Annotated in this window: 29 protein-coding genes and 1 riboswitch; of the genes, 16 read left to right on the forward strand and 13 right to left on the reverse strand. The window is 73.0% G+C overall.

Going from position 1 to position 26794, the window contains the following annotated elements; translation table 11 throughout:
* Positions 1–183: 183 nt before the first annotated feature.
* The 5 genes from ACZ6R9_RS29755 (at position 184) to ACZ6R9_RS29775 (ending at position 4098) form a co-directional block, all read left to right on the forward strand.
* A complete protein-coding gene (locus ACZ6R9_RS29755) occupies positions 184–618 on the forward strand; it encodes an SRPBCC family protein (RefSeq protein ID WP_380481067.1) in 435 nt (144 codons plus the stop codon).
* Between the two features lie 8 nt (positions 619–626).
* Positions 627–1790, forward strand: a complete 1164-nt coding sequence (locus ACZ6R9_RS29760; protein ID WP_465541570.1) for an ArsA family ATPase — start codon at positions 627–629, stop codon at positions 1788–1790.
* 25 nt (positions 1791–1815) lie between these two features.
* Positions 1816–2094 (forward strand): DUF5304 family protein, encoded by a 279-nt coding sequence (locus tag ACZ6R9_RS29765; RefSeq protein WP_380481062.1) that lies wholly within the window; start codon positions 1816–1818, stop codon positions 2092–2094.
* A gap of 196 nt (positions 2095–2290) precedes the next feature.
* Positions 2291–3232 (forward strand): ROK family glucokinase, encoded by a 942-nt coding sequence (locus tag ACZ6R9_RS29770; RefSeq protein WP_380481059.1) that lies wholly within the window; start codon positions 2291–2293, stop codon positions 3230–3232.
* A 107-nt stretch (positions 3233–3339) separates the two neighbouring features.
* Entirely contained in the window at positions 3340–4098 is a 759-nt protein-coding gene (locus ACZ6R9_RS29775) for an endonuclease/exonuclease/phosphatase family protein (RefSeq protein WP_465541573.1), read from the forward strand.
* Between the two features lie 48 nt (positions 4099–4146).
* Here ACZ6R9_RS29775 and ACZ6R9_RS29780 read toward each other — a convergent pair whose 3' ends face one another.
* Positions 4147–4746 (reverse strand): hypothetical protein, encoded by a 600-nt coding sequence (locus ACZ6R9_RS29780; RefSeq protein WP_465541575.1) that lies wholly within the window; start codon positions 4744–4746, stop codon positions 4147–4149.
* Positions 4747–4756: 10 nt separating this feature from the next.
* A complete protein-coding gene (locus ACZ6R9_RS29785) occupies positions 4757–5536 on the reverse strand; it encodes an alpha/beta hydrolase (protein ID WP_380481050.1) in 780 nt (259 codons plus the stop codon).
* 173 nt (positions 5537–5709) lie between these two features.
* Between ACZ6R9_RS29785 and ACZ6R9_RS29790 the strand changes: the two genes are divergently transcribed.
* The 3 genes from ACZ6R9_RS29790 to ACZ6R9_RS29800 all read left to right on the forward strand — a co-directional run bounded on the left by ACZ6R9_RS29790 (position 5710) and on the right by ACZ6R9_RS29800 (position 8374).
* On the forward strand, positions 5710–6513 hold the full coding sequence (locus tag ACZ6R9_RS29790) for a lysophospholipid acyltransferase family protein (RefSeq protein ID WP_465541628.1): 804 nt from the start codon (positions 5710–5712) through the stop codon (positions 6511–6513).
* A gap of 93 nt (positions 6514–6606) precedes the next feature.
* Positions 6607–7713, forward strand: a complete 1107-nt coding sequence (gene macS, locus ACZ6R9_RS29795; protein ID WP_380481532.1) for a MacS family sensor histidine kinase — start codon at positions 6607–6609, stop codon at positions 7711–7713.
* Positions 7706–8374 (forward strand): response regulator, encoded by a 669-nt coding sequence (locus tag ACZ6R9_RS29800; RefSeq protein ID WP_380481047.1) that lies wholly within the window; start codon positions 7706–7708, stop codon positions 8372–8374. Before macS ends, ACZ6R9_RS29800 begins: the two co-directional genes overlap by 8 nt.
* Here ACZ6R9_RS29800 and ACZ6R9_RS29805 read toward each other — a convergent pair.
* The 5 genes from ACZ6R9_RS29805 to ACZ6R9_RS29825 form a co-directional block, all read right to left on the reverse strand.
* Positions 8371–9249 (reverse strand): transporter substrate-binding domain-containing protein, encoded by an 879-nt coding sequence (locus tag ACZ6R9_RS29805; RefSeq protein ID WP_465541578.1) that lies wholly within the window; start codon positions 9247–9249, stop codon positions 8371–8373. The genes ACZ6R9_RS29800 and ACZ6R9_RS29805 overlap by 4 nt on opposite strands.
* A gap of 9 nt (positions 9250–9258) precedes the next feature.
* The gene (locus ACZ6R9_RS29810; protein WP_465541580.1) at positions 9259–10194 is read right to left on the reverse strand and encodes a hypothetical protein; all 936 of its coding nucleotides are present in this window, start codon (positions 10192–10194) and stop codon (positions 9259–9261) included.
* 33 nt (positions 10195–10227) lie between these two features.
* Positions 10228–11118: a trypsin-like peptidase domain-containing protein gene (locus ACZ6R9_RS29815; protein WP_380481039.1), complete on the reverse strand. Its 891-nt coding sequence runs from the start codon at positions 11116–11118 to the stop codon at positions 10228–10230.
* A complete protein-coding gene (locus ACZ6R9_RS29820; protein WP_465541582.1) occupies positions 11115–11465 on the reverse strand; it encodes a CU044_2847 family protein in 351 nt (116 codons plus the stop codon). Before ACZ6R9_RS29820 ends, ACZ6R9_RS29815 begins: the two co-directional genes overlap by 4 nt.
* Before the next feature lie 99 nt (positions 11466–11564).
* Complete coding sequence (locus ACZ6R9_RS29825; RefSeq protein WP_465541584.1) at positions 11565–13499, reverse strand: anthranilate synthase family protein; 1935 nt, start codon at positions 13497–13499, stop codon at positions 11565–11567.
* 297 nt (positions 13500–13796) lie between these two features.
* Between ACZ6R9_RS29825 and ACZ6R9_RS29830 the strand changes: the two genes are divergently transcribed.
* Both ACZ6R9_RS29830 and ACZ6R9_RS29835 read left to right on the forward strand, forming a co-directional pair.
* Positions 13797–15128 carry a class II 3-deoxy-7-phosphoheptulonate synthase gene (locus ACZ6R9_RS29830; protein WP_380481032.1) on the forward strand — a complete coding sequence of 444 codons (1332 nt, stop codon included), beginning with the start codon at positions 13797–13799 and terminating at the stop codon, positions 15126–15128.
* Positions 15129–15258: 130 nt separating this feature from the next.
* Entirely contained in the window at positions 15259–15492 is a 234-nt protein-coding gene (locus ACZ6R9_RS29835) for a (2Fe-2S)-binding protein (protein ID WP_380481029.1), read from the forward strand.
* 14 nt (positions 15493–15506) lie between these two features.
* Here the strand turns inward: ACZ6R9_RS29835 and bfr are convergent, their stop codons facing one another.
* Entirely contained in the window at positions 15507–15986 is a 480-nt protein-coding gene (gene bfr / locus ACZ6R9_RS29840; RefSeq protein ID WP_380481026.1) for a bacterioferritin, read from the reverse strand.
* Between the two features lie 301 nt (positions 15987–16287).
* Here bfr and ACZ6R9_RS29845 point away from each other — a divergent pair, with 301 nt between their 5' ends.
* Positions 16288–16917, forward strand: a complete 630-nt coding sequence (locus ACZ6R9_RS29845) for a sulfite oxidase-like oxidoreductase (RefSeq protein WP_465541587.1) — start codon at positions 16288–16290, stop codon at positions 16915–16917.
* A 36-nt stretch (positions 16918–16953) separates the two neighbouring features.
* On the opposite strand, the gene pknB is transcribed toward ACZ6R9_RS29845, so the two are convergent.
* The 4 genes from pknB to thiO all read right to left on the reverse strand — a co-directional run bounded on the left by pknB (position 16954) and on the right by thiO (position 21039).
* Positions 16954–18687, reverse strand: a complete 1734-nt coding sequence (gene pknB, locus ACZ6R9_RS29850; protein WP_465541630.1) for a Stk1 family PASTA domain-containing Ser/Thr kinase — start codon at positions 18685–18687, stop codon at positions 16954–16956.
* A gap of 207 nt (positions 18688–18894) precedes the next feature.
* On the reverse strand, positions 18895–19686 hold the full coding sequence (locus tag ACZ6R9_RS29855) for a thiazole synthase (RefSeq protein WP_380481022.1): 792 nt from the start codon (positions 19684–19686) through the stop codon (positions 18895–18897).
* A gap of 1 nt (position 19687) precedes the next feature.
* Positions 19688–19897 (reverse strand): sulfur carrier protein ThiS, encoded by a 210-nt coding sequence (gene thiS, locus ACZ6R9_RS29860; protein ID WP_380481019.1) that lies wholly within the window; start codon positions 19895–19897, stop codon positions 19688–19690.
* The gene (gene thiO / locus ACZ6R9_RS29865) at positions 19894–21039 is read right to left on the reverse strand and encodes a glycine oxidase ThiO (RefSeq protein ID WP_380481017.1); all 1146 of its coding nucleotides are present in this window, start codon (positions 21037–21039) and stop codon (positions 19894–19896) included. Before thiO ends, thiS begins: the two co-directional genes overlap by 4 nt.
* Positions 21034–21146, reverse strand: a riboswitch (TPP riboswitch). Its footprint overlaps the gene before it by 6 nt.
* A 56-nt stretch (positions 21147–21202) precedes the next feature.
* Between thiO and ACZ6R9_RS29870 the strand changes: the two genes are divergently transcribed.
* The 4 genes from ACZ6R9_RS29870 (at position 21203) to ACZ6R9_RS29885 (ending at position 24490) form a co-directional block, all read left to right on the forward strand.
* Complete coding sequence (locus tag ACZ6R9_RS29870) at positions 21203–22408, forward strand: NAD(P)/FAD-dependent oxidoreductase (protein ID WP_465541589.1); 1206 nt, start codon at positions 21203–21205, stop codon at positions 22406–22408.
* A 21-nt stretch (positions 22409–22429) separates the two neighbouring features.
* Positions 22430–22795, forward strand: a complete 366-nt coding sequence (locus ACZ6R9_RS29875; protein WP_380481012.1) for an Rv2175c family DNA-binding protein — start codon at positions 22430–22432, stop codon at positions 22793–22795.
* Complete coding sequence (gene thiE / locus ACZ6R9_RS29880) at positions 22792–23427, forward strand: thiamine phosphate synthase (RefSeq protein WP_380481010.1); 636 nt, start codon at positions 22792–22794, stop codon at positions 23425–23427. Before ACZ6R9_RS29875 ends, thiE begins: the two co-directional genes overlap by 4 nt.
* 433 nt (positions 23428–23860) lie before the next feature.
* On the forward strand, positions 23861–24490 hold the full coding sequence (locus ACZ6R9_RS29885) for a VanZ family protein (RefSeq protein ID WP_465541592.1): 630 nt from the start codon (positions 23861–23863) through the stop codon (positions 24488–24490).
* Positions 24491–24497: 7 nt separating this feature from the next.
* On the opposite strand, the gene ACZ6R9_RS29890 is transcribed toward ACZ6R9_RS29885, so the two are convergent.
* Positions 24498–25604 (reverse strand): polyprenyl synthetase family protein, encoded by a 1107-nt coding sequence (locus ACZ6R9_RS29890; protein WP_380481005.1) that lies wholly within the window; start codon positions 25602–25604, stop codon positions 24498–24500.
* A 171-nt stretch (positions 25605–25775) separates the two neighbouring features.
* On the opposite strand from ACZ6R9_RS29890, the gene metF reads away from it, so the two are divergent.
* Complete coding sequence (gene metF / locus ACZ6R9_RS29895) at positions 25776–26690, forward strand: methylenetetrahydrofolate reductase [NAD(P)H] (protein WP_380481002.1); 915 nt, start codon at positions 25776–25778, stop codon at positions 26688–26690.
* The last annotated feature ends 104 nt before the right edge of the window (positions 26691–26794 follow it).

Raw genomic sequence — 26794 nt, forward strand, 5'->3', positions numbered from 1 at the left:
AGAGGGGTCGGCCTCGGTGTTCCGATCGTCACATCGCAGGTCGGACGTGCGATGGACCGAAGCGAACCCTACGTCAGACGTGAGGTGACCCGCCGGTAAGGTGCCCGGGCGGAAAGGAGGGGCCCCCGCCCGCGATAGCCTCTGCTGGGCGCACAGCAGCACAGGGAGATCGCGGAGGCCGCAATGGCGGAGCACACCAGGTCGAGCATTGTCATCGACGCCACCCCGGCCGAGGTCATGGCGGTGATCGCCGATTTCGCCGCCTACCCGGAGTGGACCGACGAGCTGAAGGAGATCGAGGTCCTGCAGACCGGCCCCGACGGCCGCGCGGCCGAGGTGCGGCTGCTGCTGGACGCCGGCGCGATCCGCGACGAGCACGTCCTCGCCTACACCTGGGAAGGCGACCGCGAGGTGAGCTGGACCCTGGTCAAGAGCCAGATGCTGCGCTCCCTGGACGGCTCCTACCGGCTCACCCCGGCAGGTCAGGGCCGCACCGAGGTCACCTACCAGCTGGCCGTGGACGTCAAGATCCCGATGCTCGGCATGATCAAGCGCAAGGCGGAGAAGGTCATCATCGACCGGGCGCTGGCCGGCCTGAAGAAGCGCGTCGAGGGCTGACCGGGTTCGTGGCCACCCGCACCGTACTGATCAGCGGCCCGGAATCCGCCAGGATCGCCGCCGCCACCGCCCTGCACCACGCCCGGAGGGGCAGCGAGACCCTGCTGCTGGCCGCCGACGACCCGCACCGGGCCGTCGACGACCTGCTCGGCGTCCGGCTCGGCCCCGACGCCGTCGAACTGGAGCGCTACCTGAGCGCCGCCCGGATCGACGAACAGGCCGCGTTCCGCTCCGCCCTGGACGGCTACCGCGACCGGCTCGCCCCCGCACTCGACCTGATCGGCGCCCAGCCGCTCGACCCCGAGGAACTCGCCCCACTGCCCGGCACCCGCGCCCTCGCCCTGCTGCGCGCGCTGCCCGGGGCCAAGGCCGAGGTCCTGGTGGTCGCCGCCCCGCCGCCCGCCGAACTGATCGCCACCCTCGCGCTGCCCGCCCAGCTGGAGCGCTACCTGACCAGGCTGCTGCCCGAACAGCGGCAGGCCGCCCGCGCGCTGCGCCCGCTGCTGGCCGGGCTGGCGGGCGTCCCGATGCCCACCGACAAGCTGTTCGAGGCCCGGGCCGCCGCTTCCACCGCGCTCGCCGAGGCCGCCGCCGTCATCACCGCGCCCGGCACCACCGTCCGCCTGGTGCTGGACGCCGCCCGCCCCGCGCCGCGCGCCCTCGCCCGGATCCGGGCCGGACTCGCCCTGCACGGCCTGCCGCTGGACGCGGTGGTCGCGCACGGCGCGCACCCCGCCGACGCCGTCGACTCCCCGGACCCGTGGCTGGCCCGCACCGCCGCCCGGCAGCGCGAGCAACTCGACCGGCTGGCAGGGACGCTGGACGTCCCGCTGCTGACCGCCCGGCAGCCCGAGGGCTCCCTGGAAGCGCTCGCCGAGCAGCTGTACCCGGCCGGCGCGCCCCGCATCCCCGCGCCCGCCGAGCCCTGGACCGAGGACCGGCTGGACGCCGAGAACCTGCTGATCTGGCACCTGCCGCTGCCCGGCGCCGACCGCGAGGACCTCGAACTGCTGCGCCGCGGCGACGAACTGGTCCTCGGCGCCGGAAGCTACCGGCGGGTCGTGGCACTCCCGTCCGCGCTGCGCCGTTGCACCGTCAGCGGGGCCGGCCTGGTCGACGGGACGCTGTCGGTGCGGTTCACCCCCGATCCCGCGCTGTGGCCGCGCGGGTAGCGGGATCTGACGGACGGAGCGTGTGATGGGTACGGAACAGCCGGGCGGGACGGGCGAGTTCGCGCCACTGGTGGAAGAGGTCCGGAAGTTCGCGACCGCGCTCGGCGGCAAGGCCGTGGAGATCGGCGGCCGGCTGCGCGAGTCCAACCCCGAGGTGTACGGCCACCTAGCCGCCGCCGGCGGCGAGCTGCTGGCCGCGTACCGGGCCGCGGTGGCCGGTCACGAGCAGCGCTGGTCGGCGCCCCAACACGCCGAGACCGAGCGGGTGGACCTGGACGGGCCCCAAGAGGCCTCCGACAAGTAGTTAAGCCGAAGGTCGGCCAGCGTCACGTTTTGGTTTCAAGCCATCACCGAGCGGGACAGTCGATATGACTTCTGAAGGCAGTTTGCCGCTGAGGCAAGCGTTGCCTTCGGAAAATGTATGCCGGACTGTGTACGTGGGCACCCCTCAGCCGGTACCGTTCCGCCTGAGCGGGAACGAGTGAATAGCTGAGGGACACATGGCTCTGACCATCGGCGTGGACGTCGGCGGTACCAAGATCGCAGCAGGCGTGGTCGACGGGTCCGGCGAGATTCTGGCCAAGACCCGGGTGCCCACCCCGGCCGACCCCCAGTGGGCGGTCGACGCCATCGCCCAGGGCGTGCGGGAGTTGAAGGAGAAGTACCCCGAGGTCGCCGCCGTCGGCGTCGGCGCCCCCGGCTTCGTCAGCCGGGACCGCTCCACCGTCCTGATGGCGCCCAACATCGCCTGGGAGAACGAGCCCCTCAAGCAGCGCGTCGAGGAACTCACCGGCCTGCCCACCGTGGTCGAGAACGACGCCAACTGCGCCGCCTGGGCGGAGTTCCGGTTCGGTGCCGCCGCCGAGTACGAGGACATGGTCCTGATCACCGTCGGCACCGGCATCGGCGGAGGCATCGTCCTCGACGGCCGCCTGCACCGCGGACGCTTCGGCGTGGCCGGCGAGATCGGCCACCTCAACATGGTTCCCGACGGCCTGCCCTGCGGCTGCGGCGGCCACGGCTGCTGGGAACAGTACGGCTCCGGGCGTGCGCTTCGCCGCTACGGCCGCGAGAAGGCCGCCGCCGACAGGATCGCCGGCAAGCGGATGCTCGAACTCAACGAGGGCCTCGCCGAGACCATCCGCGGCATCCACATCACCCAGGCCGCGGAGGAGGGCGACCCGCTGGCCCTCGCCTGCTACGCGGAGGTCGCCGACTGGCTCGGCCGCGGCATGGCCGACCTCGCCGCGCTCTTCGACCCGGCCGTCTTCGTCCTCGGCGGCGGCGTCTCCGACTCCGGCCGCCTGCTGCTCGATCCCGTCACGGCGGCGTTCGAGAAGTACCTGACGGGCGGCCCGGCCCGGCCCCGCGCGAACGTGGTGCTGGCGTCGATGGGGTCGGCGGCGGGGATCGCCGGGGCGGCGGACCTGGCGCGCAGCTGAGAGAGCTGGCGGGCGCGAAACCGGGAGGTGCCCCCCACGCGCCCCTGATGGTGCTCTCCCTGTTTTCGCACCCACCTGCCCCCGATCCAACTGTTACTGTCGGTCAGGTGACGGACACTGATGTTGCGTTGGCGTCCTCCGGGGTGGAGCCGGACGGGGCGCGGCGGGTGCGGGTGATGAGTTACAACGTGCGGTCGTTGCGCGACGACCGCATGGCGGTGGCTCGGGTGATCCGGGCGTGCGATCCGGACGTGGTGTGTGTGCAGGAGTCGCCGCGGTTCTGGAAGAGCGAGAAGGCCGCGGCGTGGCTGGCGCACAGGACCGGGATGGTGATTCTGGCCGGCGGCGGCCGCGTCGCGGCGGGGCCGTTGTTGCTCGGCAGGTTGCGGGTGGACGTGCTGGAGCTGCGGGACGTGCTGCTGCCGAAGACGCGGGGCCTGCATGCGCGGGGCTTCGCGAGTGCGTTGCTGCGGATCGGCGGGTCGCGTCCGTTCTCGGTGACGAGCTGCCATTTGAGTCTTCAACCGGACGAGCGGCTGCGACAGTTCGAGCTGTTGCGGCGTCAACTTCGGCCCGGGGAGCCGGGCGTGGTCGCCGGGGATTTCAACGAGCCGCCGGAGGGCCCGGGTTGGCGGGCGCTCGCGGAGGAGCTGACGGACGCTCACGCGAAGGCGCCGTGGGGCGGGACGTTCACTTCGGTGCCGGCGCAGCCGTATCAGCGGATCGACGGGGTGTTCGCGACGCCCGACATCGATGTGCTGGGTTGTGGGGTGCCGTATCCGCTGCCGGGCGTCTCGGCGGAGGATCTGCGGGCGGCGACGGATCATCTGCCGGTGCTGGCGGCGCTGCGGGTGCCCGCGCCGTGACGGAGCGGTCGGGCCGGGGCTGAGCGGTCGGCGGCCCCGGCGCGCCGGTCAGACGACGGCGCCGCCGTTCGGGTCCTCGGGTTCGTCGTCGTCGCGGTCCTTCATGCGGGAGACCAGGGTGGCGAAGCCGCCGAGGAAGGCGATGCCGCCGACCCAGGCGGGCCAGCCGGAGACCTCGCGCCAGACCAGGGCGTCGAACATGATCAGCGCGGGCCCGCCGAGGACGGCCAGCCAGGCGAACTTGGCGGTGGTTTCGGCCGGGGGCAGCGGCGGGGGCTCGGGCGGGACGAAGTGGCCTTCGTCCTCGTCCTCGGCGACCGAGTAGTCGCGCGGGCCGCCCTCGACGGGGCGGGGGACCGGGCGGGGGGTGAAGTCGCCGAGGCCGGTGGGGCCGGTGGGGCCGGTGGGCGCGCTGGGCCGGCGGGGGCGCTCGCGGACGTTCTCCGCGTCGGGCCAGGCCTGCTCGGTGGCGTCCACCGGTTCGTCGAACTGGGCGACCAGCGCGGCGAAGATCGCGTCCTGCTCGGCCTGGCTGCCGGCGGCGGGGCGCCGCGGGGCGGGCTCGGGCGCGGCTTCTTCGGCGGGTTCGGCCGCCTTCGGGTCGTCGCGGGGCAGGTCGTCGTCGTTCGCTTTGCTGGTCTCGTTCACTATCGGCCTTTCAGCCCGAGTGGTTCCCGGCATCGACCGCCGCTGCCGGGGCCAGCCGCCGGACGAAGTCGAGGCTCGCCCCGAAGATCAGACCGGCGTCGTGGTCCAGCGTGGCCACGTGGAAGCTGCGGTCGAGCAGCAGCTCCGTCACATCGGTCGAGGATATCCGGGCGAGCACCATCGCCGAGTTGCTCGGCGAGACCACGTGGTCCTGCGGACTGTGCAACAGCAGAACGGGCTGGGTCACCGCGGGCATTCCCGCCTGGACGCTCTTCCACAGCCTGGCGAGTGACCAGGCGGCGTGCAGCGGGATCCGGTCGTAGGCGACCTCGGCGGTGTCGGGCCTGGCGATGTCCGAGGCGATGCCGGGCAGCGAGGGCAGCAGGTGGCGCAGCACCGGAAGAAGTACCGTCGCGGGGTTGTCGGCGCGCACCGACGGGTTGACGAGCACCAGTCCGGAGATCCGGTCGCCGTGCTTCTCGGCGAGCTTGAGGGCGAGCGCCGAGCCCATCGACAGCGCGAAGACGAAGGTCTGTTCGCAGCGGTCGGCGAGCTCGGTGAGGGCGGCCTCCGCGGTGGCGTACCAGTCTTCCCAGCGGGTCGGCTGGAGGTCCTGCCAGCGGGTGCCGTGGCCGGGCAGCAGCGGGACGCTGACGGTGAGTCCGGCGTCGGCCAGGTGTTCGGCCCAGGGCCGCATGGACTGCGGGGACCCGGTGAAACCGTGGACGAGCAGTACACCGACCGGCCCCCCGTCGTGGCGGTACGGCTCGGCTCCCGGCATCAGCGGCATCGGCGGAACTCCTGGAAGTGCGGGGGTTTTTCCTCGATCGTCCCACGGGCGGGTTGCCCCGTACAGAGGCCCGCTGCGGCCCCGGATCGGGTCGCCGGTGCACGGGCGGGCGGGCACAAGCATTAGGATCGTCCGGTCCGCACAACAGGAGGCCCCGGTTGTTCTACCGACTGATGAAGATGATCGTCGCGCCGCTGCTGCGGATCTTCTTCCGGCCGTGGATGGAGGGCGAGGAGAACATTCCGGACGAAGGCCCGGCCATCCTCGCCAGCAACCACCTGTCCTTCTCGGACTCGTTCTTCCTGCCCGCGCTGCTCAAGCGGAGGGTGACGTTCATCGCGAAGGCCGAGTACTTCACCACGCCCGGCATCAAGGGCCGGCTGACCGCGGCGTTCTTCAAGGGCGTCGGCCAGCTGCCGGTGGACCGCTCGGGCGCCCGCGGCGCCGGTGAGGCGGCGATCCGCAGCGGCATCGCGGTGATCGAGCGCGGCGAGCTGTTCGGCGTCTACCCGGAGGGCACCCGCTCGCCCGACGGCAAGCTGTACCGCGGCAAGGTCGGCGGCTTGGCCCGGGTCGCGCTGGCCACCGGTGCGCCGGTGATCCCGGTCGCGATGATCGACACCGAGAAGGTGCAGCCGCCCGGCCAGGTGATCCCCAACTTCGGTGTCCGCCCCGGCATCCGGATCGGCCGTCCGCTGGACTTCTCCCGCTACCAGGGCATGGAGAACGACCGGTTCATCCTGCGCTCGGTCACCGACGAGGTGATGTACGAGATCATGCGGCTGTCCGGCCAGGAGTACGTGGACATCTACGCCACCGCCGCCAAGCGGCAGCTCGCCGAGGAGAAGAAGGCCGCCGACGCGGACCGCAAGGCGCAGCAGAAGGCGGAGAAGGCCGCCGCGGCCGAGCAGGAAAAGGCTGAGCAGGAAAAGGCCGAGCAGGAGAAGGCCGACCAGGAGAAGGACGCCGGGGCCTGACCGGCCGTCAGGGGGCTTGCCGTGGGGGAGCACAGACCCGCCGTGTCGCGGCCCGGGCCGTCCGGGCCGGCGGCGGCCGTGGTGGCCGGCGGGATGTCGGTGGAACTGCCGCTGTGGCGCGCCATGGGGTACTTCCGGGTGCTGGCGCTCGCCTACGCGGTGCTGCGGTTCTTCAGCGCGTACCGGGAGTTCCTGCACCCGGTGTCCGGCTGGATCTACCTGGGCGCGCTGACCCTGTGGACGCTGGCCAGCACCCGGGCGTTCGCCGGGCCCAGGCGGTGCACCTGGGCGGTGCTCGGCACCGACCTGACGTTCGCGGTGTTCGGCATCGTGCAGAGCGGCTTCATCGACACGCCCGCCCGGATCCACGCCGGCGCGCCGACGCTGCCCACCATCTGGGCGGCCGGCACGGTGCTGGGCTTCGCGGGCAAGGGCGGCTGGCGGCCCGCCGCGTTCGCCGGGGCGGTGATCGGCGCCGCCAACATCCTCGGCCACGGCGGGATCAGCCCCGACAACCTGCACAACATCGTGCTGCTGCTGGTGGCCGGCTGCGCGATCGGCTACGTCATCGAACTCGCCCGGGCCAGCGAGGCGGTGCTCACCCGGGCGCTGCAGGTGGAGGCCGCCACCCGGGAACGCGAGCGGCTCTCCCGGGACATCCACGACGGCGTCCTGCAGGTGCTCGCCCTGGTGCACCGTCAGCAGGGCGACGCCGCCGAACTGGGACGGCTGGCGGGGGAGCAGGAACGGGCGCTGCGGGCCCTGATGACAGGCGCTCAGCAGCCGGAACTCGACGACGGCGAGGCGGACCTGGGCCCACTGCTCGCCCGGCACGCGGACGAGCGGATCACCGTCGCCGCGCCCGCCACGCCGGTGCTGATGCCCGCGCCGGTGGCCGCCGAACTGGCCGCCGCCGTCGCGGCCGCGCTGGACAATGTGCGGATGCACGCGGGCGCGGGCGCCCGGGCGTGGATCCTGCTGGAGGACGAGCCGCAGGCCGTGACGGTCTCGGTCCGCGACGACGGCCCCGGCTTCCCGTCCGGGCGGCTGGCGCAGGCACAGCGCGACGGCCGACTGGGCGTGTCGCAGTCGATCCGCGGCCGGATGCTGGACCTCGGCGGCAGCGCCGAGCTGTACTCGGTGCCCGGGGAGGGCGTCGAGGTGGAACTGCGATGGCCGCGGAGGGGTGGCGATGACTGATCAGCCGGTGCGGGTGATGGTGGTGGACGACCACCCGATGTGGCGCGACGGGGTGGCCCGGGACCTGGCGGAGGCCGGGTTCGCGGTGGTCGCCACCGCCGGGGACGGCGAGGAGGCGGTGCGCCGGGCCCGGGCGAGCGCCCCGCAGGTGGTGGTGCTGGACCTCAACCTGCCCGCGCTGCCCGGCGTCGAGGTGTGCCGCCAGGTGGTGGCCGCCGACCCGGCGGTGCGGGTGCTGGTGCTGTCCGCGAGCGGCGAGCACGCCGACGTGCTGGAGGCGGTGAAGTCCGGGGCGACCGGCTACCTGGTGAAGTCGGCGGGCCGCGAGGAGCTGATCGACGCGGTGCGCCGCACCGCCGTCGGCGACCCGGTCTTCACCCCCGGCCTGGCCGGGCTGGTGCTCGGCGAGTTCCGCCGCCTCGCCACCGAGCCCGGCACCCCCGCCCAGCCCGCCGCGCCGCAGCTGACCCCCCGGGAGACGGAGGTGCTGCGGCTGGTCGCCAAGGGCCTGTCGTACCGCCAGATCGCCGACCGGCTGGTGCTCTCGCACCGCACCGTGCAGAACCACGTGCAGAACACCCTCGGCAAGCTGCAGCTGCACAACCGGGTCGAGCTGGTGCGGTACGCGATCGAGCAGGGGCTGGACGAGGAGCTGGGCTAAGCGGAGCAGCGGTCGCCGACCGAGGTGGTGACCGGCTGGAAGGTGTCGCGGATCTCCTCGTTGGTGAAGTCGTCGAGCCCGAGGTCCTCCTTCAAGGTGGTGGTCCAGTCGGTGTCCTTGAGGTACTCGGCGATCGCCTGGCGGAGCAGCTGGCAGGCCTTCTGATGCCCCTTGGGCAGCATCATCATCAGGTACTGCGGCCTGCCGATCCGGGCGTGCCGGGCGACCCGGTACGCGTGCTCGGTGCCGGAACCGGAGTTGATCGCGATGCCCTGAAGCACCACGTAGTCGGCGAGCACGGCCTCGGCGGTGCCGTCGTTGAGCCGGTCCATGCATCCGGTGAGGTCGGTGGCGGTGACGGGGGGCCGACCGCCGTTCTGCACCAGGGTGTTGTAGGCGGTGGTGTTCTCCTGCGCGCAGACGGCGAGCGGCCGGAGGTCCTCGGCCTTGGTGATCTCCCGGGTGTCGGAGGCCTTCAGCAGGACGCCGAGGGGGGTCTGCAGGTAGGGGCCGGCCAGGTCGAAGTCCTTTTTCAGGTCGTCCCGTTCGGAGATGTCGGCGATCACCAGGTCGACCTTGTTGTGGTTGGTCTTGCCGTCGAGGAGGGCTTCCTTCCAGTTGGCCGTGGTCACCGGCAGCGAGGTGAAGTCGCGGTGCAGCAGGCCTTGCACCACCTTCTGCGCCACGTGTGGCTCGAAGCCGTCGTAGTTGCCCTTGCCGGTGAGGACGGACATGCCCGGGCGGCCGTCCTTGAAGCCGATCTTGATCGGATCGCTGTCGAACGGATCCGGCTTGCTGCCGTCGGAGCAGCCGAACGCGGCGGCGGCCAGCAGGAGCAGACAGGCCGCCAGACGGATGGTGCGTGGTGCGTGCACGGGAACCTCCTATCGTTCGAACTCGACGCGCTGGGTGTCTATGTGCCGCTCACAGCCGCCGGGGGCCTCCAGATACAGGTAGATGGTCAGATCGGTGTGGCCGGGCGGCACCGTGACGGACAGCGGGACGCCCGGGTCCTGCCAACCGGTGGGAGTTCCCTCCCGATCGGTGGAGAGGGCGACGTGCAGGTCGCCGCAGCTGCCGGTGTTCGGGTGCGGATCCGTCAACTGGATGTTTGCCACCAGGCGGTGCGCCCCCGCCGGGACGTTCACTTTCGCGGAGGACGCGCTACCCGGCTGTACGACGGCCGGATCCCAGCTCACCTCCCGGTCGGGCAGCGGCGCCGGCCCCCCGTCCACCAGCAGGGCCGCCAGCCCGCCCGCCAGGGCCAGCAGCGCCACGGCGACCGCCACCACCAGCCAGGGGCGGGGCGGCGGGGGCGGCACACGCTGGACGTAGCGGCGTGAGCGGTCCACCGCGGTCCGGGCCTGCTGGGCCAACTGCGCCTCGACCCGGTCGATTTCGAGAAGCAGCACGGTGGGGCTGCCGCCGGCCAGGGCCCGTTCGGCCAGGCCGAGCAGTTCCAGGCCGGTGGCGCGCTCCGACGGTGGCGTCGGGAAGCACAGCACCTGGGCGATCACCACGAAGTCGGCCCGCTGGTCCATCGTCAGCCCCCGGGCGTCCTGCACCCGGCCGAGGAACCGTACCCAGTCGCCGCGCAGTTGGGAGCCGAAGGCGTCGGTCAGCCAGTCGTACAGGTGGCTGATCGCGGCGGCGGGCTGGGCGTGGTCCTCGGCCAGGTACTTGGCGATCCGGCGGGCGGAGTGCGGGAGGCCGTCGTGGTGCACCTGGACGACGTAGTCGGTCTGTTCGGCGAGGTGCTGTTCCAACTGGGGCAGCGACAGGGCGAGTTCGTGCCAGCCCGACAGGATGCGCTGCAACATGTGGCGGGTCTCCCTGGTGCAGCGGTCCATCCCTCACCCCTCCGGGTCGATGTGCAGCAGTCTTCCGAGGTCGTCGAGCGCCTGTTGCGGTCCGCACATGGTGAACGCGGCGTCCAGCAGGGCGCGCAGGGCGGTGGTCGGGTCGCGGTGGTTCAGGCAGGCAGCGGCGATGCCGCTCAGGTGCAGGAATGCATGCCCGTGGTAGGGGACTCTGATCTCCGCCGTCGGGCCGAGTTCCGCGTTGACGTACTGGATCAGCCCCAGGCGGGCCGGCGGGTCCTGGAGCAGCGGCACGTCGGCCAGCAGCCGGGCGCAGGCCTGGGCGGTGACCTTCCGGGGCGGCGGTGCGGGCGGGCGCTCGCCGAGCAGCGGCAGCAGCACGGACACCGGGGTGATCCAGCCGCCCCTGGTGTCGGAGCTGTGCGCGGTGGCCTTCACCATGCCGACCACCCGGCCGGTCCCGTCGATCACCATGCTGCCGCTCAACCCGAACGGGATCGAGCCGAGTTGTACGCGCAGGCCGAGCCCGGAGGGGCCCGCCACGGTCAGCTGGGCGGACTCCGGGCCGACCTCGCGGGTCAGCTCGTTCACCGCGAAGCCGTGCACCAGCGCGGCGGCGCCGTTCGCGATGTCCCGGTCGGCGACCGGCACCGCCGGTGCGCCCACCAGGCCCGGGACGTCCAGCACCGCCAGGTCCGGCGGCGGGTGCACGGCCGCGCCCGGCGGGCGTTCGGGCGGGGCCAGCAGCAGCACCCGGGCCGGGTGTGCGGCGCCGGCGTGGTGGGCCGTGAGCGTCGAACACCCGGCCACCACGTGGGCGCAGCTGATCACCCGGCCCGCGCCCAGGTGGAAGCCGCTGCCGAGGAACTCCCCGTCCGGCCCGGCCAGCCAGAGCGCGGCGGCCGGTGCGCCGTGCGCCGTCACTCGGCGGGGCGATCGTCCGGGCGCGACCAGCCCAGCCGTACCACCAGGCTGGCCTCGCCGGACGCCTCCGCCAGTACGCTGATCAACTGGCCGGATTTCACGCCCAGGGTGAGCCCGAACTCCACCTCGAAGGAGTCCGGGTCGCCGGCCTCCCGCGCGGTGTCCCGGGCCCAGCGGCCCACCGCGCGGACCGTCCGCCGCACCTCGCCCAGGCTGTGCGTCACTGCCCTGGAGATCGCCCCCGCGTCCCCGGCCGTCGGCTGGGAGCCCGCGCGGACGGCCGCGTGCAGGACGGTGCCGTCGTCGAGGACGATCTCCACTGTGTCGTGTTCTGCCGAATGCGCCATGTCCCCCTCCATTCCCGCTCGCGAAGCAGGATATGAATATCAGTCAACTCCGCTTCGTACTATGCGTTTTAAGGGTTCGTGGCGGGTGGGGCGGGTGGGTCAGCCGTGCACGGCCGGGACGGCGCCCAGCAGTTCGGCGACGATCTCCACACCGTCCCTGGTCAGCACCGACTCGGGGTGGAACTGCAGCCCCGCGAAGCCCGGCCCGCGCAGCGCGTGCACGTCCCCGGTGCGCGGATCGCGGGCCACCTCGATGCCCTCGGCGGCCAGCCGCTGCGCCGCCGCGTCGTCGCAGCGGGCGGTGAAGGTGTTGTAGAAGCCCACGGTGCGGCGGACGCCGAACAGGTCGATCGCCTCCTGCGCGCCCTGGTACGGCACGGCCTTGCGGGCCAGCGGCAGGCCGAGCCGGGCGGAGAGCAGCTGGTGGCTGAGGCAGACCGCCAGCAGCGGGGCGGTCCGGGAGCCGTCCCGGGCGGCGGCCAGCGCGTCGGCGACGATCGGGCGCAGCAGCGCCATCTTCGGGTCGGCCGGGTCGGCGGGGTCGCCGGGGCCGGGGCCGAGCACCAGCGGGCCGGGGTGGGCGGCGGCCCGTTCGCGCAGCCCGGGCGTGTCGTGGCGCAGCACGGTGACGGTGTGGCCGAGCGAGCGCAGCAGGTGGGCGAGCATCGCGGTGAAGGTGTCCTCGCCGTCGATCACCAGCGCGTGGGCGCCGGGGCGGGGCTCGGCGGGCTGCTGCATCCGCAGCCAGAACGGGGCGAGCCCGGCCCGGCGGGAGCCCAGCGCGGCCTGCACCCGGTGGTCCTCGGCGAGCCGGGGCCGGGCGGCGGCCTTCGCCGACCCGGCCGGGCGGGCGCCGATCGCGGAGAGCACGCCGGCGGCCTTGGCGTGCGTCTCGGCGACCTCCGAGTACGGGTCGGAGTGCCGGACCAGGGTGGCGCCGACCCGGACCACCAGCGAGCCGTCGGCGGGGTCGATGTCGGCGGCCCGGATGCAGATCGGCGAGTCCAGCTGCTGGCCGCCGCCGGCGGAGCGCCCGATCAGCGCCAGTGCGCCCGAGTAGTAGCCGCGCCCGCCGCGCTCGTACCGGTCGATGACCCGGGTGGCGTTCTGCACGGGGCTGCCGGTGACGGTGGCGGCGAACATGGTCTCCCGCAGCACCTCCCGGACGTCCAGCGAGGTGCGGCCGCGCAGTTCGTACTCGGTGTGCGCGAGGTGCGCCATCTCCTTCAGCCGCGGCCCGAGCACCTGCCCGCCGAGGTCGCCGACCGCGCACATCATCTTCAGCTCCTCGTCGACCACCATGGTGAGCTCCTCCAACTCCTTGGGGTCGCGCAGGAATTCGAGGAGGGATTCGGCGGTCGGCCCGGTTGACGGATAGCGGTAGGTGCCGGAGATCGGGTTCATCACCACGGTGCCGCCGGACTGCCGGACGTGGACCTCGGGGGACGCGCCGACCAGCACCCGGTCGCCGGTGTGCACCAGGAACGTCCAGTAGGCGCCGCGTTCGTGCTCCAGCAGCCGCCGGAACAGGGTCAGCGCGGTGGCGGTGGAGAAGCCCGCCAGCTCGGCCCGGAAGTCGCGCCGGATCACGAAGTTGGCGCCCTCGCCGCGCCCGATCTCGTCCTCGATCACCCGCCGGACGATCCCGGCGTACTCCTCGTCCGCGATGTCGAACTCCCCGCCACGCAGCTCGACCGGCGCGTCCGGCAGCGCCGCCAGCAGCTCGGCCAGCGGCAGCGCGTGCTGCTCCTCGACGGCCAGGGCGCGCAGCGGGGTGCCGTCCTGGCGGGCGGCGAAGCCGCGTTCGCGCAGCTGGGCGTAGGGGACCAGGGCGAGCAGGTCGTGCCGGGGCCCGTCGGCGGGCACGCCGAGCGGGACCGGCAGTTCGGCCAGCGTGTCGTGCTCGGAGACGGTGCCGAGCAGCAGTTCGACGGTGTCGGGCGCGAGCCGGGGCGCGCGGCGGTGCAGCAGGGCGAAGGCGGGGGCGCCGGGCGCGGTGAGCCGGGCGAGCAGGGCGGCTGCGGTGGTGGTCACGACTGCGGTGTTCCTTCCGGGAGTTGGCTGCGGGTTTCTGCCGCCGCCTCCGGGGAGGGCCGTGACGCTGGACACAGACGCCGACGGCCGCCCCGAAGGGCGGCCGTCGTTCGTCTCTAGGGACGCGCGATCCGTGGGCCGCCCAACGGGCAGGCCCACCACCAGGAGAAGGTGTGCGTCGCGGTCACGGAGCAGACCATAGCCCACCGGCCGGACGCCCGGGGCGATGTCCACAAGCTGTCTCACCCACCGGGCGGCGTCCCCGGACGGCTGGGACAAACCCGTAGCCTTGCTCCTGTGACCGTGACTAACCACACCTGGCAGTCCCTGCCCGCGGCGCAGCAGCCTGAATGGCCGGACCAAGAGGCTCTGCGCAAGACCCTTGCGGAGCTTGCCTCCTATCCGCCGCTCGTCTTCGCCGGCGAGTGCGACCAGCTGCGCGCCCGGCTCGGCGCCGTCGCGCGTGGTGAGGCCTTCCTGCTGCAGGGCGGTGACTGCGCCGAGGCGTTCGACGCCGTGTCGGCCGACCAGATCCGCAACAAGCTGAAGACCCTGCTCCAGATGGCCGCGGTGCTCACCTACGCCGCCTCCGTGCCGGTGGTGAAGGTCGGCCGGATCGCCGGCCAGTACTCCAAGCCGCGTTCGAAGAGCACCGAGACCCGTGACGGCGTGACGCTGCCGGTGTACCGCGGCGACTCGGTGAACGGCTTCGAGTTCACCCCCGAGTCGCGGATCCCGGACCCGGAGCGCCTGAAGCGGATGTACAACGCCTCCGCCTCGACGCTGAACCTGGTGCGCGCCTTCACCACCGGTGGTTACGCCGACCTGCGCCAGGTGCACGCCTGGAACCAGGACTTCGTGCGCAACTCCCCGGCCGGTCAGCGCTACGAGCAGCTGGCCCGGGAGATCGACCAGGCGCTGGCCTTCATGAACGCCTGCGGGGTGGCCCCGGAGGAGTTCAAGACGGTCGAGTTCTTCTCCTCGCACGAGGCGCTGATCCTGGACTACGAGACGGCGCTGACCCGCACCGACTCGCGCACCGGCGACCTGTACGACGTCTCCGGCCACATGGTGTGGATCGGTGAGCGCACCCGCCAGCTGGACCACGCGCACATCGAGTTCGCCTCGAAGATCCGCAACCCGATCGGGGTGAAGCTCGGCCCGACCACCACGGTCGACGAGGCGCTCACCCTGATCGACCGGCTGGACCCGGACCGCGAGCCCGGCCGCCTCACCTTCATCACCCGGATGGGCGCGGGCAAGATCCGCGACCACCTGCCCACCCTGGTGGAGAAGGTCACCGCGTCCGGCGCCCAGGTGGTGTGGATCAGCGACCCGATGCACGGCAACACCTTCGAGGCGTCCAGCGGCCACAAGACCCGCAACTTCGACGACGTGCTGGACGAGGTCAAGGGCTTCTTCGAGGTGCACCGCGCGCTCGGCACCCACCCGGGCGGCATCCACATGGAGCTGACCGGCGACGACGTCACCGAGTGCGTCGGCGGCGGCGACGAGGTGCTGGTCGACGACCTGCACCAGCGCTACGAGACGGCCTGCGACCCGCGGCTCAACCGCAGCCAGTCGCTGGACCTGGCGTTCCTGGTCGCGGAGATGTACCGCAACCAGTAGCCCCGGCCGACCGGTGTGACGAAGGCCCCTCCGTTTTCGGGTGATCCGAGGCGGAGGGGCCTTCTTCGTGTCCGAAGCATCGAGTAAGGTAAGGCTCAGTAAACAACGCCGAGCACGGAAGGGGCCGCACATGTACGTGTGCATGTGCCATGCGGTCACCGAGGCCCGGGTCAAGCAGGAGATCGACGAGGGTGCCACCACCCCGCGTCAGATAGCCCGGGGCTGCAAGGCCGGCACCGACTGCGGTTCCTGCGTGCGGCGCATCCAGGCGCTGCTCGGCGAGCACGGCGCCCGCCCGTGTCCGACGGCCCGGTTGGCCGAGCGGCTGGGCCTGGCCGGGCCGGCCGCCCCGCAGGCCGCCTGACCGGCTCGGTCGGCTCAGGTCTCCGGCTGTTCGATCAGCTGCGCGAGGTAGAGCGCCTCGCCGAGCTTGTCCAGCAGTTCCAGCTGGGTGTCCAGGTAGTCGATGTGGTGTTCCTCGTCGGCCAGGATGTCCTCGAAGATGTTCGCCGAGGTGACGTCGTTCTTGGCGCGCATCACCACGATCCCGCGCTTGAGGCGGTCGATCGCCTCCAGTTCGACCTGCCGGTCGGCCTCGAACATCTCCTTGACGGTCTGCCCGACCCGGACGTGGAACAGCCGCTGGTAGTTCGGCAGGCCCTCCAGGAACAGGATCCGGTCGGTGAGTGTCTCGGCGTGCTTCATCTCGTCGAAGGACTCGTGCCGGGTGTACTTGGCGAGCTTGGTCCAGCCGTTGTTCTCCTGCATCTTCGCGTGCAGGAAGTACTGGTTGATCGCGGTGAGTTCGGCGGTCAGCTGCTCGTTGAGGAACTCGACGACCTCGGGATCTCCCTGCATGGCCTGCCTTCCTGGCTCGTCAATTCCGGCCGGTGCCGGGTTTGCCCGCATCGTGGCAGCCGGTCGGGTTCACTTCCAGTAAGTTCACGCTTACCGGGCGGCCGGGAATCGGCGTTTCCTCCGGCTCGGTAATTCGCTGACCTGCGTGGATGCCAAGCGGATTGGACCGTCCGGAGGTATCTGGCCCGAACGTCTGCGCGGATTCGCTTCGTGTTGCCCCCCTCCGCCGGAATGCGTTCCGGGAGGGGCGCGCGGCGGGGGCGCGCATGGTTTGCCGAGCGCCGTCTGTCACCATGGAGCCATGGGTCAGCACCAATCGGAACAGCCGCCGCCGTCTGACCCGAGGCTCCCGCCGGGCCAGCGCCGGCAGCGCGGCTGGCCCGTTCTGCACTACGGGCCGGTGCCCCGGTTCAAGCCGGACAGCTGGGACTTCCAGGTGTTCGGGGCGACCGCGGACGCGGAGAAGGCCAGGTGGGACTTCGCCGCCTTCCACGCGCTGCCCAAGGTGACCGTCCGCGGCGACTTCCACTGCGTCACCAAGTTCTCCATGCTCGACAACGAGTGGTGCGGTGTCGCCGCCCGGACGGTGCTCGACCTGGTCCCGCCCGACCCGCGCGTCACCCACGTGATGGTGTGGGCCGAGTTCGGCTACAGCGCCAACCTGCGGCTCGCCGACTTCGCCGACCCCGCGACGGTCTTCGCCACCCACCACGACGGGCAGCCGCTCACCCTCGAACACGGCTTCCCCGTCCGCCTGGTGGTGCCGCACCTGTACGCCTGGAAGGGCCCCAAGTGGGTGCGCGCCGTCGAGTACATGCGCGCCGACCGCCGCGGCTTCTGGGAGGAACGCGGCTACCACAACCGGGCCGACCCGTGGCAGGAGCAGCGCTACTCCTACCAGGAGCAGGACGGCGACGGCCCGCTGCGCTGAACCCCGGCGGGCGGGGCTCAGAACAGGCTGCGGGGCTCAGAACAGGCTGATGGTGATGGTCACCGTCGAGCCCTGCGGGCGCGGAGTCCCCGCCGCCGGGGATTGCTCCGTCACCTTGCCGAACGGCAGCAGACCGGCCACCTGCGCGGTGAATCCCGCGTCCTGCAACGCCTTCGCCGCGTCGTCCTTGGACATCCCGGTGACATCCGGCACCGGGCGCATGCCCTTGGAAACCGTCAGCGCCACCGGCGAGTTCGGGGCCAGCGCCGTGCCGGGCACCGGGCTGGTGGAGATCACCGCGCCCTTCGGCACCGCGTCGCTGAACTGCTCGGTGGTGGTGCCCGCCGTCAGCCGGGCGGCGGTCAGCGCCTTGGACGCCTCGGCCAGCGGACGGTTCGCCACGTCCGGCACCGGCACCCGCTCCGGGCCGCGCGAGACGACCACCTTCACCGCGTCGCTCTTGCGGACCTTGGCGCCCACCCCCGGATCGGTGGAGATCACCTGCCCGGCCTGCACCGACTCGCTGAACTGCTCGCTGAACGTGCCGTGCAGGCCCTGCTTGTCCAGCACGGTGACGGCCTGCTGCCGGCTCTGCCCCAGCACGCTCGGCACCGTCGCGTACACCGCGCTGGACAGCGTGTACGTCACGCCGCCGACCAGCAGCACCACCGCGAGCGCCACCGCCGACCAGATCAGCGGCATGCGGCTGCGCGGGCGCGCGGTGCGGCGGCGGCGCGGGGGGAGGTCCTCCTCGTCCACCGGGCGGATCGGCGGCAGCAGCTCCGGCGGGACGTCCAGCACGCTGGTGCGCTCCAGGCCGGGCGGGGCGCTGATCACCGCGGTCGCCTCGCCCGGGCCGAACTGCGGGGTGGGCCGGCTCGACGCGGGCGGCTCGGCGTCCAACTGCCCGGGCGGCAGCGTCCGGCGCACCCGCTGGACGGCCGCCAGCAGCTCCACCGCGTCCCACGGCCGGGCCTGCGGGTCACGGGCGGTGGCGGCGGCGACCAGCGCGTCCAGCTCCGGGCCGACGGCGGGGGCGGTGCGGGACGGCGCGGGGACGTCCTCGTGCAGGTGGCGGTACATCACCTGGGCGGCGTTCTCGCCGGTGTGCGGCTTGCTGCCGGTCAGCATCTCGTACAGCAGGATGCCCGCCGCGTAGACGTCCACCCGCTGGTCGGTGGCCGCGTCCTGGCGGATCTGCTCCGGGGCCAGGTACGAGACGGTGCCGAGCAGTTGGCCCGCCTCGGTGGCGGCGGTGGCGCCGGAGTCGGCGGCGCCCATGATCCGGACCAGGCCGAAGTCCGCGACCTTCACCAGGCCGTTGTCGGTGATCAGCACGTTCTCCGGCTTCACGTCCCGGTGCACCAGACCCGCCCGGTGCGCCGCGCCGAGCGCCGCCAGCACCGGCTCCAGGATGTCCAGCGCGGCCCGCGCCGAGAGCGCGCCGCGATCGCGCAGCAGGTCGCGCAGGGTGCGGCCGGGGACATACTCCATCGCCATGAACACCGCGCGCGGATCCGCGCCCTGGTCCAGCACGTTGACCACGTTGGGGTGCGCGAGCCGGGCCACCGCCTTCGCCTCGCGGATGAAACGCGCCGTGAAGTCGGCGTCGCCCGCCAGCGAAGGGTGCATCACCTTCAGCGCGACGGCACGGTCGAGCCGGGTGTCGGTGCCGCGGTAGACGGTCGACATGCCGCCGACGGCGATCCGCTGCTCGACCCGGTAGCGCCCGTCGAGCAGCACGCCGAGCAGGGGGTCGCCTATGGTCATGTCCACCCGAGGAGTCTAGGGGCCACACCGGCCACCGACGGGCAGGGGCCCGGTGTCGGGCCGGTCACCAGGGGATGCGCGGCGGGAAGAGCATCAGCAACGCGAGCCGCAGCGCCAGTTGCAGTCCGTGCCCGAACAGTGCCCCGGGTGCGGGAGCGGTCGCGGGGCGGACCGTTTCCGAACCGGGACACGGCGGGGAACCCGTCGTCAGAACGCCGGGCGCTCGCGGGTGTCGGCCAGGCCCGTGGTGGGGGAGGAGGCCTCGGCGTAGTAGCGGCGTGGGATCCGGCCGGCCCGGTGGGCGAGGCGGCCGGCCTCGACGGCGCGGCGCATCGCGTCGGCCATCAGCACGGGATCCTGGGCGCGGGTCACGGCGGAGGCCAGCATCACGGCGGAGCAGCCGAGTTCCATCGCCAGGGCGACGTCGCTGGCGGTGCCGGCGCCCGCGTCGAGGACCACCGGGACGTTCGCGGACTCCACGATCAGCTGGAAGTTGTGCGGGTTGCGGATGCCCAGGCCGGAGCCGATCGGCGAGCCGAGCGGCATGATCGCCGCGCAGCCGACGTCCTCCAGCTTGCGGGCCAGCACCGGGTCGTCGTTGGTGTACGGCAGCACGGTGAAGCCGTCGTCCACCAAGGTCTCGGCGGCGTCCAGGAGTTCGATCGGGTCGGGCAGCAGGGTGCGTTCGTCGGCGATCACCTCCAGCTTCACCCAGTCGGTGCCGAGCGCCTCGCGGGCCAGGCGGGCGGTGAGCACGGCCTCGCCGGCGGTGTAGCAGCCGGCCGTGTTCGGGAGGATCCGGATCCCGTTGCGGGCCAGCACCTCCAGCACCGAGCCCTGGGTGGCGGTGTTGACCCGGCGCATCGCCACCGTGGTCAGTTCGGTGCCGGAGACCCGCAGCGCCTGCTCCAGCACCTCCAGGCTGGGTGCGCCGCCGGTGCCCATGATCAGGCGGGAGGTGAAGGTGGTGTCGCCGATGGTCAGCAGGTCGTCGGCCATCTCAGCCTCCCTGTACGGCGGTGAGGATCTCCACCCGGTCGCCCTCGCCGAGCGCCGTGGCGGGCCACGAACTGCGCGGTACCACGGCCTCGTTGACGGCGGCGGCGACGCCGGTGTTGGCGGCGGACACCTCGGCGACCAGCACGTCCAGGGTGGTGGCGGCGGGCAGCGTGCGGGGTTCGCCGTTGACGGTCAGGGCGACGGTGTTCATGCGGGCACCTCGGTGCGGAAGCGGTCGGGGGTGAAGTCGGCGGCCAGCGGGTCGAGTTCGCCGGTGGCCAGGTAGTCGGCGAGCAGGTCGGCGGTGACGGGGGTGAGCAGCACGCCGTTGCGGTAGTGCCCGGTGGCGGCGGCCAGGCCGGGCAGCGCGGTCGGGCCGAGCAGCGGCGCGTTGTCGGGGGAGCCCGGCCGCAGGCCCGCGCCCGTCTCCACCAGCGGCAACTCGGTGATGCCGGGGACGAGTTCGTGCGCGTCCCGGAGCAGCTCGTACACGCCGCCCGCGGTGACGGTGGTGTCGTGGCCCATCTCCTCGGTGGTCGCGCCGATCACCAACTCGCCGTCGGCGCGCGGTACCAGGTACAGGTGCTGCCCGCGTACCACGGCGCGCACATTGCGGGACAGGAACGGCGCGTACAGCTTCGGGACGCGCAGCCGCAGCACCTGCCCCTTCACCGGGCGGATCGCGGGCAGCACCCCGTCCGGCAGGCCCGGCAGCAGGTGGCTGCGGGAGCCGGCCGCCAGCACCGTCCGACCGGCCGTCAGCTGCTCGCCGGTCAACAGGCGCACGCCGAGTGCTCGTTCGCCATCCGTCACCAGCTCGGCGGCCTGGGTGCGATGGAAGGCGACGCCGAGCAGCTTGCAGGCCGCGACCAGCGCGGCGGCGAGGCGGCGGCCGTCCACCTGGTGATCCTCGGCGACGTGCAGGCCGCCGCGGATGCCCGGGGCGAGCATCGGCTCCAGCCGGCGGCACTCCCGGCCGGTCAGCCACTGCGACTCCAGGCCCAACCGGCCGTGGAAGGCGTGCAGTTCGCGCAGCTCCTCGCGGTCGTCGGAGTCCAGTGCGACGGCCAGCGTGCCGGTGCGGCGGTAGCCGGTGTCCAGGCCGGTCAGCTCGGTCAGCTCGGCGGCGAACGCGCCGTAGCGCTCGTTGGACGCCATGCCCAGGCGCAGCAACGGCTCCTCGCCGTACTGGAGTTCGGTGACCGGTGCGAGCATGCCCGCGGCGACCTGGGCCGCCCCGCCGCCCGGCGACGGGTCCACCACCGCGACGCTCAGCCCGCGCTGCGCGGTACGCCAGGCGACGCCGAGGCCGATGATGCCGCCGCCGATCACCAGCACGTCGGAATGTGCCACAGCGCTTCTTCTCCCTTCGCCGGCATGACCCGGATCAGGTTCGGACGGTCGCGGGCCGCCACAGCCCGCCTCTCAGCCCGGTGCGCCGGGCTCCCGTGATAGTCAGTCCCTCCACTTTAACGCCGGGCCCACCCCCGCCCACAGGGGCGTACGGGCGGTTAGGGTGGACGCCGTGGCTGAGCTGAGGGCAACGGACCGGGTCGTCGTGGTCGGGGCGGGCATGGCGGGCGCACAGGCCGCCCTGAACCTGCGCCAGGGAGGCTGGCAGGGCGCGATCACCCTGGTCGGCGAGGAACTCCACCTCCCGTACGACCGGCCGCCGCTGTCCAAGGACGTGCTGCTCGGCAAGGCCGACGCCACCGCCTTCGAGATCGACTGGACCGAACTCGGTGTCGAACTGCTCACCGGCCGCCGCGCCACCGGCCTGAACGCCGGCGTGCTGCACACCGACCGCGGCGAACTCCCGTACGGCGCCCTGGTGATCGCCACCGGCGCCGACCCGCGCACGCTGCCCGGCCTGCCCGGCGCCCGCACCCTGCGCACCGTCGACGACGCGCACGCGCTGCGCGCCGCACTCACCCCCGGCCGGCGGATCGTGCTGGTCGGCGCCGGCTGGATCGGCGCCGAGACCGCCACCGTCGCCCGCGCCCTGGGCTGCCAGGTCACCGTCGTCGAGGCCGCCGCCACCCCGCTGGCCGGGGCGCTGCCCGGCGAGATCGGCGCGCTGATGGCCGAGTGGTACGCCGCCGCCGGCGTCGAGCTGCGCTGCGGGGTCGGCGTCGCCGGCGCCGCCGACGGCGGGGTGCTGCTCGCCGACGGCACCCACCTGCCCGCCGACGAGGTGGTGGTCGGCATCGGCGCCCGGCCCGCCACCGGCTGGCTCGCCGACAGCCCGCTCGCCCTCGACCCCGACGGCACCATTCCGGTGGACGACCGGCTGCGCACCGCGCTGCCCGGCGTCTGGGCGGTCGGCGACTGCGTCTCCTACCCGTCCGCCCGGTTCGGCACCCGGCTGGCCGTCCAGCACTGGGACCACGCCCTGCACTCCGGCAGCGCCGTCGCCGCCTCTGTGCTCGGCGCCCTGGACGCGCCCTACGACCCCGTCCCGTACTTCTGGTCCGAGCAATTCGACCGCATGGTGCAGTACGCGGGCCGGCACGCCGGGGCCGACCACCTGCTGTGGCGCGGCTCCCCGTCGGCGCGCGACTGGACGGTGCTGTGGCTGCGCGACGGCGCGCTGGTCGCGCTGCTCGCCGTGGACCGGCCGCGCGACCTGGCGCAGGGCCGCCGCCTGATCGAACGCGGCACGGTGCTCGATCCGGCGCTCGCCGCCGACCCGGCCGTCCAACTGAAGGCGGCCGTCGGGTAGCGGGTGGGTAGGCTGGGTGCCGTGAGCGAGATCGATCCCAAGACTGACGCCCTGGTCCCTGCGTGGCTGTACCTGCCCGACATCTCCGAGCGGTGGGGCGTGGTGATCACCGAGGTCCGCGCCATGGTGAAGAACGGCACCCTGCTGGCCGTCCGCCGCGGCCCGAACAAGTCCCTCCAGGTGCCCGCCGACTTCATCGAGGACGACGGCCCGGTCAAGCACCTGGTCGGCACCCTCACGGTGCTCCGCGACTGCGGCTTCTCCGACCAGGAGATCCTGGAGTGGATGTTCACCGAGGACCCGTCGCTACCCGGCAGCCCGATCCAGGCCCTGCGCGAGAACCGCGCCACCGAGGTCAAGCGCCGCGCCCAGGCCCTGGCGCTGTGACGCCCCGTCAACAGCTCGCCGACGCCAGGCTCTACCTGTGCACCGACGCCCGGCGCGAGCAGGGCGACCTGGCCGACTTCCTGGACGCCGTGCTGGCCGGCGGCGTCGACATCGTCCAGCTCCGGGACAAGAACCTGGAGGCCCGCCAGGAACTCGAATACCTGGAGGTCTTCGCGGACGCGGCCAAGCGCCACGGCAAGCTGCTGGCCGTCAACGACCGCGCCGACGTCGCGTACGGCGCCCGCCCCGACGTGCTGCACCTCGGGCAGGACGACCTCCCGGTGGCCGTGGCCCGGGCCATCCTCGGCGAGGACGTGCTGATCGGCCGCTCCTGCCACGCCGAGGCCGAGGTGGACGCGGCGATCACCGAGCCCGGCGTCGACTACTTCTGCACCGGCCCGGTCTGGCCCACGCCCACCAAGCCCGGCCGCCACGCCCCCGGCCTCGACCTGGTCCGCTACGCGGCTGCGGCCGAGCCGACCCGGCCGTGGTTCGCGATCGGCGGCATCGACCGGACCAACCTCGACCAGGTGCTTGAGGCCGGCGCCACCCGCATCGTGGTCGTCCGCGCCCTCACGGCGGCCGAGGACCCGGGCGCGGCGGCGGCACACCTCGCGGCCAGGCTGCGGTAGCGCCTCGCCCGCCCGCCTGCGGCGAGGCTCCGCCGGGCGGTGGTGGGTGCGTGGGCCGGTGCTGATCGGACGGTGGTCGTTCGCGTGCTGACCGTCCGGCTGCGGTAGCGCCTCGCCCGCCCGCCTGCGGCGAGGCTCCGCCGGGCGGTGGTGGGCGCGTGGGCGGTGCTGATCGGACGGTGGTCGTTCGCGTGCCGCCCGTCCGGTGGTGCGGGCGGGCGGGGAGGCTCGGCAGTGGCACCCGGCCGGCTGTCCGAGCCGATTCCCCGGCCGGCTGCGCCGAGGGGCTGGTCCGGGTTCCCGAGGCGGAGTGCGGTGAAGCCGGTCCGATCGGCCGGCCGCCGGGGTTGACGCCCGTCCGGTCCGGCGATCGTGCCGTGCGCGGCGGCGCCATGCGGGAACCGCGAAGGGGCTCGGCGTCCTCCGTGGAGTCGTGAACCCCGTACTCCGCGCCCGCCGGATCGCGTTGCTGGTGCCGGCCGGCCTTCTCGTGGTGGCCGTTGCCTTCGTCGTGCAGCGGCCGCTGCACCGCCGCGCCGGGTGGGAGCCCTGGTTCGGCACCGTCAACGGGGTGGTGTTCTGGACGCTGGTCGCGCTGCCGCTGTCGGCCGCGCTGATATGGGTGCTGGCCCGGCGGCGGGGCGGCGGCGGGGCTTGGCGGCGGGCGTTCGTCGAGGTCGCGATGGTGCACGGGACGGTGCCGTGGGTCTGGATGATCATGCTGCCGGGCCCCGGGGCGGGGGTCGCGCCCCGCCGGGTCAGCCTGCTGCCGCTGCGGGACGTGTGCGCGATCCTCGCCGAGGGGCCGCCGGTGACCGCGACGGTGCAGATCGTCGGCAACCTGCTGGTGTTCGCGTCGCTCGGCTGCTTCGCGCCGATCCGCTTCCGCGCGCTGGCCTCGGTGCCACGGGTGCTGGCGCTGGGCGCGGCCTGTTCGGTGCTGGTGGAGACCGCCCAGTACGTGCTGTGGCTGGACCGGGTGTCCTCGGTGGACGACGTCCTGCTGAACGCCGCCGGCGCGGGGCTGGCCGCTCTCGCGTCCCGGCGCCGGTGGCGTCGCTGACGGCCTGTCAGTACTTGCGTACCGTCGCCGCGTCCGCCAGCGCCTGGAGCACCTCGCGGGTCGGGCCGTCGGCGATCGGCGCGTTGTGCAGGGCGGTCAGTGCCTCGGCGAGCAGCTGGTCGATGCGGGCCTCGACGATCGCGGGGGCGCCGCTGGCGGAGATCAGCTCGCGCAGCTCGGCGACCTCGGCCGCGGTGAGGTCGGGCGCGCCGAGCCGGGTGTCCAGGTGCTTGGCGTCGAGGTCCGACAGGCCGCGCATCGCGTGTGCGACGAGCAGGGTGCGCTTGCCCTCGCGCAGGTCGTCGCCGGCCGGCTTGCCGGTGACCGCCGGGTCGCCGAACACGCCGAGCAGGTCGTCGCGGAGCTGGAACGCCTCGCCCAGCGGCAGGCCGAAGTTGCCGAGGGCCTCGACCAGGTCGGGGCCGGCGCCGGCCAGCAGCGCGCCGACCTGGAGCGGGCGTTCGATGGTGTACTTCGCGGACTTGTAGTGCAGCACCGTCCGGGCGCGGTCCAGGGCGTCGGCGTCGGTGGAGTCGCCCGCCACCGGCTCCAGCACGTCCAGGTACTGGCCGAGCATGACCTCGGTGCGCATCAGGTCGAACGCCGGCTTGGCGGCGGACACCGCGGCGGCGGGCAGCCCCGAGCGCTGGAACAGCTCGTCGCACCAGATCAGCAGCAGGTCGCCGAGCAGCACCGCCGCGGACGCGCCGTACTGCTCGCGGTCGCCGCGCCAGCCGCTGGCCCGGTGCAGGTTCTCGAACCGGCGGTGCACGGACGGCAGGCCGCGGCGGGTGTCGCTGCGGTCCATCAGGTCGTCGTGCACCAGGGCGCTGGCCTGGAGCAGCTCCAGGGCGGCCGCGGCCCGTTCGATGCCGGGCTCCTCGGCGCCGCCGCCGGCCGCGCGCCAGCCCCAGTAGCAGAACGCCGGGCGCAGCCGCTTGCCGCCGTCGAGCAGGAACTCGCGCAGCGCCCCGGCGACCGGACCGAGCTGGTCGGAGATGCCGGAGAGCAGGGCGGTCCGTTCGGCCATGAACGCGCTCAGCGCGGCGTTGACGCGGTCGCGCACGTCCTCCGCATCGACGGGGTTGCGGGGAAGACGGATGGAGGAGGGCACCTGGAACTCCGGATAGATTGGTCTGACAGTCAGACTAACGCCCCCGCCCGGGTGCGCTCGTCCGCCGAGGTGCGGGCCGGACCGCCGGGACACGCCCGGGAATCTCAACCAATGTCTCAACCCCTGGACATGGTTTGTCCGGGCCGCGCCGCCGAAGGCTAACCTTCCTGCATGGCACTCGGGATTCCCTCCACCAGAAGCGACCGCGCGCAGACCGTGCGCGACCTGCTGGCGGCAGGCGACCGCTCCTTCTCCTTCGAGTTCATGCCGCCCCGCAACGAAGAGGGCGAGCGCAAACTCTGGGACGCGATCCGCCGCGTCGAGGCGCTCGACCCGAACTTCGTCTGCATGACCTACGGCGCCGGCGGCTCCTCCCGCGGCCGCACCGTCAACCTGGTCGGCCGGATCGCCACCGAGACCACCCTGACCCCCGTCGCGCACCTCACCGCCGTCGACCACTCGGTGGCCGAACTGCGCAACATCATCGGCCAGTACGCCGACGAGGGCGTGCGCAACGTGCTCGCCGTCCGCGGCGACCCGCCCGGCGACCCGATGGGCGAGTGGGTCCGCCACCCCGAGGGCGTCAGCTACGCCTACGAACTGGTCGAACTCATCAAGGGCATCGGCGACTTCTGCGTCGGCGTGGCCGCGTTCCCACAGATGCACCCGCGCTCCACCGAGTGGGACGAGGACATCAAGCACTTCGTCGCCAAGTGCCGGGCCGGCGCGGACTACGCGATCACCCAGATGTTCTTCGAGGTCGAGGACTACCTCCGGCTGCGCGACCGGGTCGCCGCAGCCGGCTGCGAGACGCCGATCATCCCGGAGATCATGCCGGTCACCAACATTCGCCAGCTGATCCGCTTCCCCCAGCTGTCCGGCTCCGACTTCCCGCCGGACTTCCGCCGCCGGCTGGAGGCCGCCGCCGACAACCCGGCCGAAGTCCGCGCCGTCGGCCTCGAACACGCCACCGCCATGGCCGAGCGGCTCCTCGCGGAGGGCGCCCCCGGCCTGCACTTCATCACGCTCAACCACAGCACCTCGACGCTGGAGATCTACCAGAACCTGGGCCTCCACAAGCACTGACGCCCCTGCGGCCGTCCTCCGGGCGGACGGGATGCGGCGGTGTTCGCCCGGAGGCGGTACAGTCGCCCGCAATCGCGCGGTGATGGTGGCATCTGGAGGTTGCG

It is taken from the genome of Kitasatospora sp. NPDC048662 (assembly GCF_055587065.1).

Excerpts from the sequence above, each read along its gene's own strand:
- ACZ6R9_RS29855 (WP_380481022.1), bottom strand. The coding sequence starts at position 19,686 with ATGGCCGACGACCTGCTGACCATCGGCGACACCACCTTCACCTCCCGC.
- macS (WP_380481532.1), top strand. The coding sequence starts at position 6,607 with ATGTCGGTGGAACTGCCGCTGTGGCGCGCCATGGGGTACTTCCGGGTG.
- ACZ6R9_RS29835 (WP_380481029.1), top strand. The coding sequence starts at position 15,259 with ATGTACGTGTGCATGTGCCATGCGGTCACCGAGGCCCGGGTCAAGCAG.
- ACZ6R9_RS29770 (WP_380481059.1), top strand. The coding sequence starts at position 2,291 with ATGGCTCTGACCATCGGCGTGGACGTCGGCGGTACCAAGATCGCAGCA.
- ACZ6R9_RS29810 (WP_465541580.1), bottom strand. The coding sequence starts at position 10,194 with ATGTTGCAGCGCATCCTGTCGGGCTGGCACGAACTCGCCCTGTCGCTG.
- ACZ6R9_RS29845 (WP_465541587.1), top strand. The coding sequence starts at position 16,288 with ATGGGTCAGCACCAATCGGAACAGCCGCCGCCGTCTGACCCGAGGCTC.
- ACZ6R9_RS29820 (WP_465541582.1), bottom strand. The coding sequence starts at position 11,465 with ATGGCGCATTCGGCAGAACACGACACAGTGGAGATCGTCCTCGACGAC.
- ACZ6R9_RS29785 (WP_380481050.1), bottom strand. The coding sequence starts at position 5,536 with ATGCCGCTGATGCCGGGAGCCGAGCCGTACCGCCACGACGGGGGGCCG.
- thiS (WP_380481019.1), bottom strand. The coding sequence starts at position 19,897 with ATGAACACCGTCGCCCTGACCGTCAACGGCGAACCCCGCACGCTGCCC.
- ACZ6R9_RS29800 (WP_380481047.1), top strand. The coding sequence starts at position 7,706 with ATGACTGATCAGCCGGTGCGGGTGATGGTGGTGGACGACCACCCGATG.
- ACZ6R9_RS29755 (WP_380481067.1), top strand. The coding sequence starts at position 184 with ATGGCGGAGCACACCAGGTCGAGCATTGTCATCGACGCCACCCCGGCC.
- metF (WP_380481002.1), top strand. The coding sequence starts at position 25,776 with ATGGCACTCGGGATTCCCTCCACCAGAAGCGACCGCGCGCAGACCGTG.
- ACZ6R9_RS29765 (WP_380481062.1), top strand. The coding sequence starts at position 1,816 with ATGGGTACGGAACAGCCGGGCGGGACGGGCGAGTTCGCGCCACTGGTG.
- pknB (WP_465541630.1), bottom strand. The coding sequence starts at position 18,687 with ATGACCATAGGCGACCCCCTGCTCGGCGTGCTGCTCGACGGGCGCTAC.
- ACZ6R9_RS29790 (WP_465541628.1), top strand. The coding sequence starts at position 5,710 with ATGAAGATGATCGTCGCGCCGCTGCTGCGGATCTTCTTCCGGCCGTGG.
- bfr (WP_380481026.1), bottom strand. The coding sequence starts at position 15,986 with ATGCAGGGAGATCCCGAGGTCGTCGAGTTCCTCAACGAGCAGCTGACC.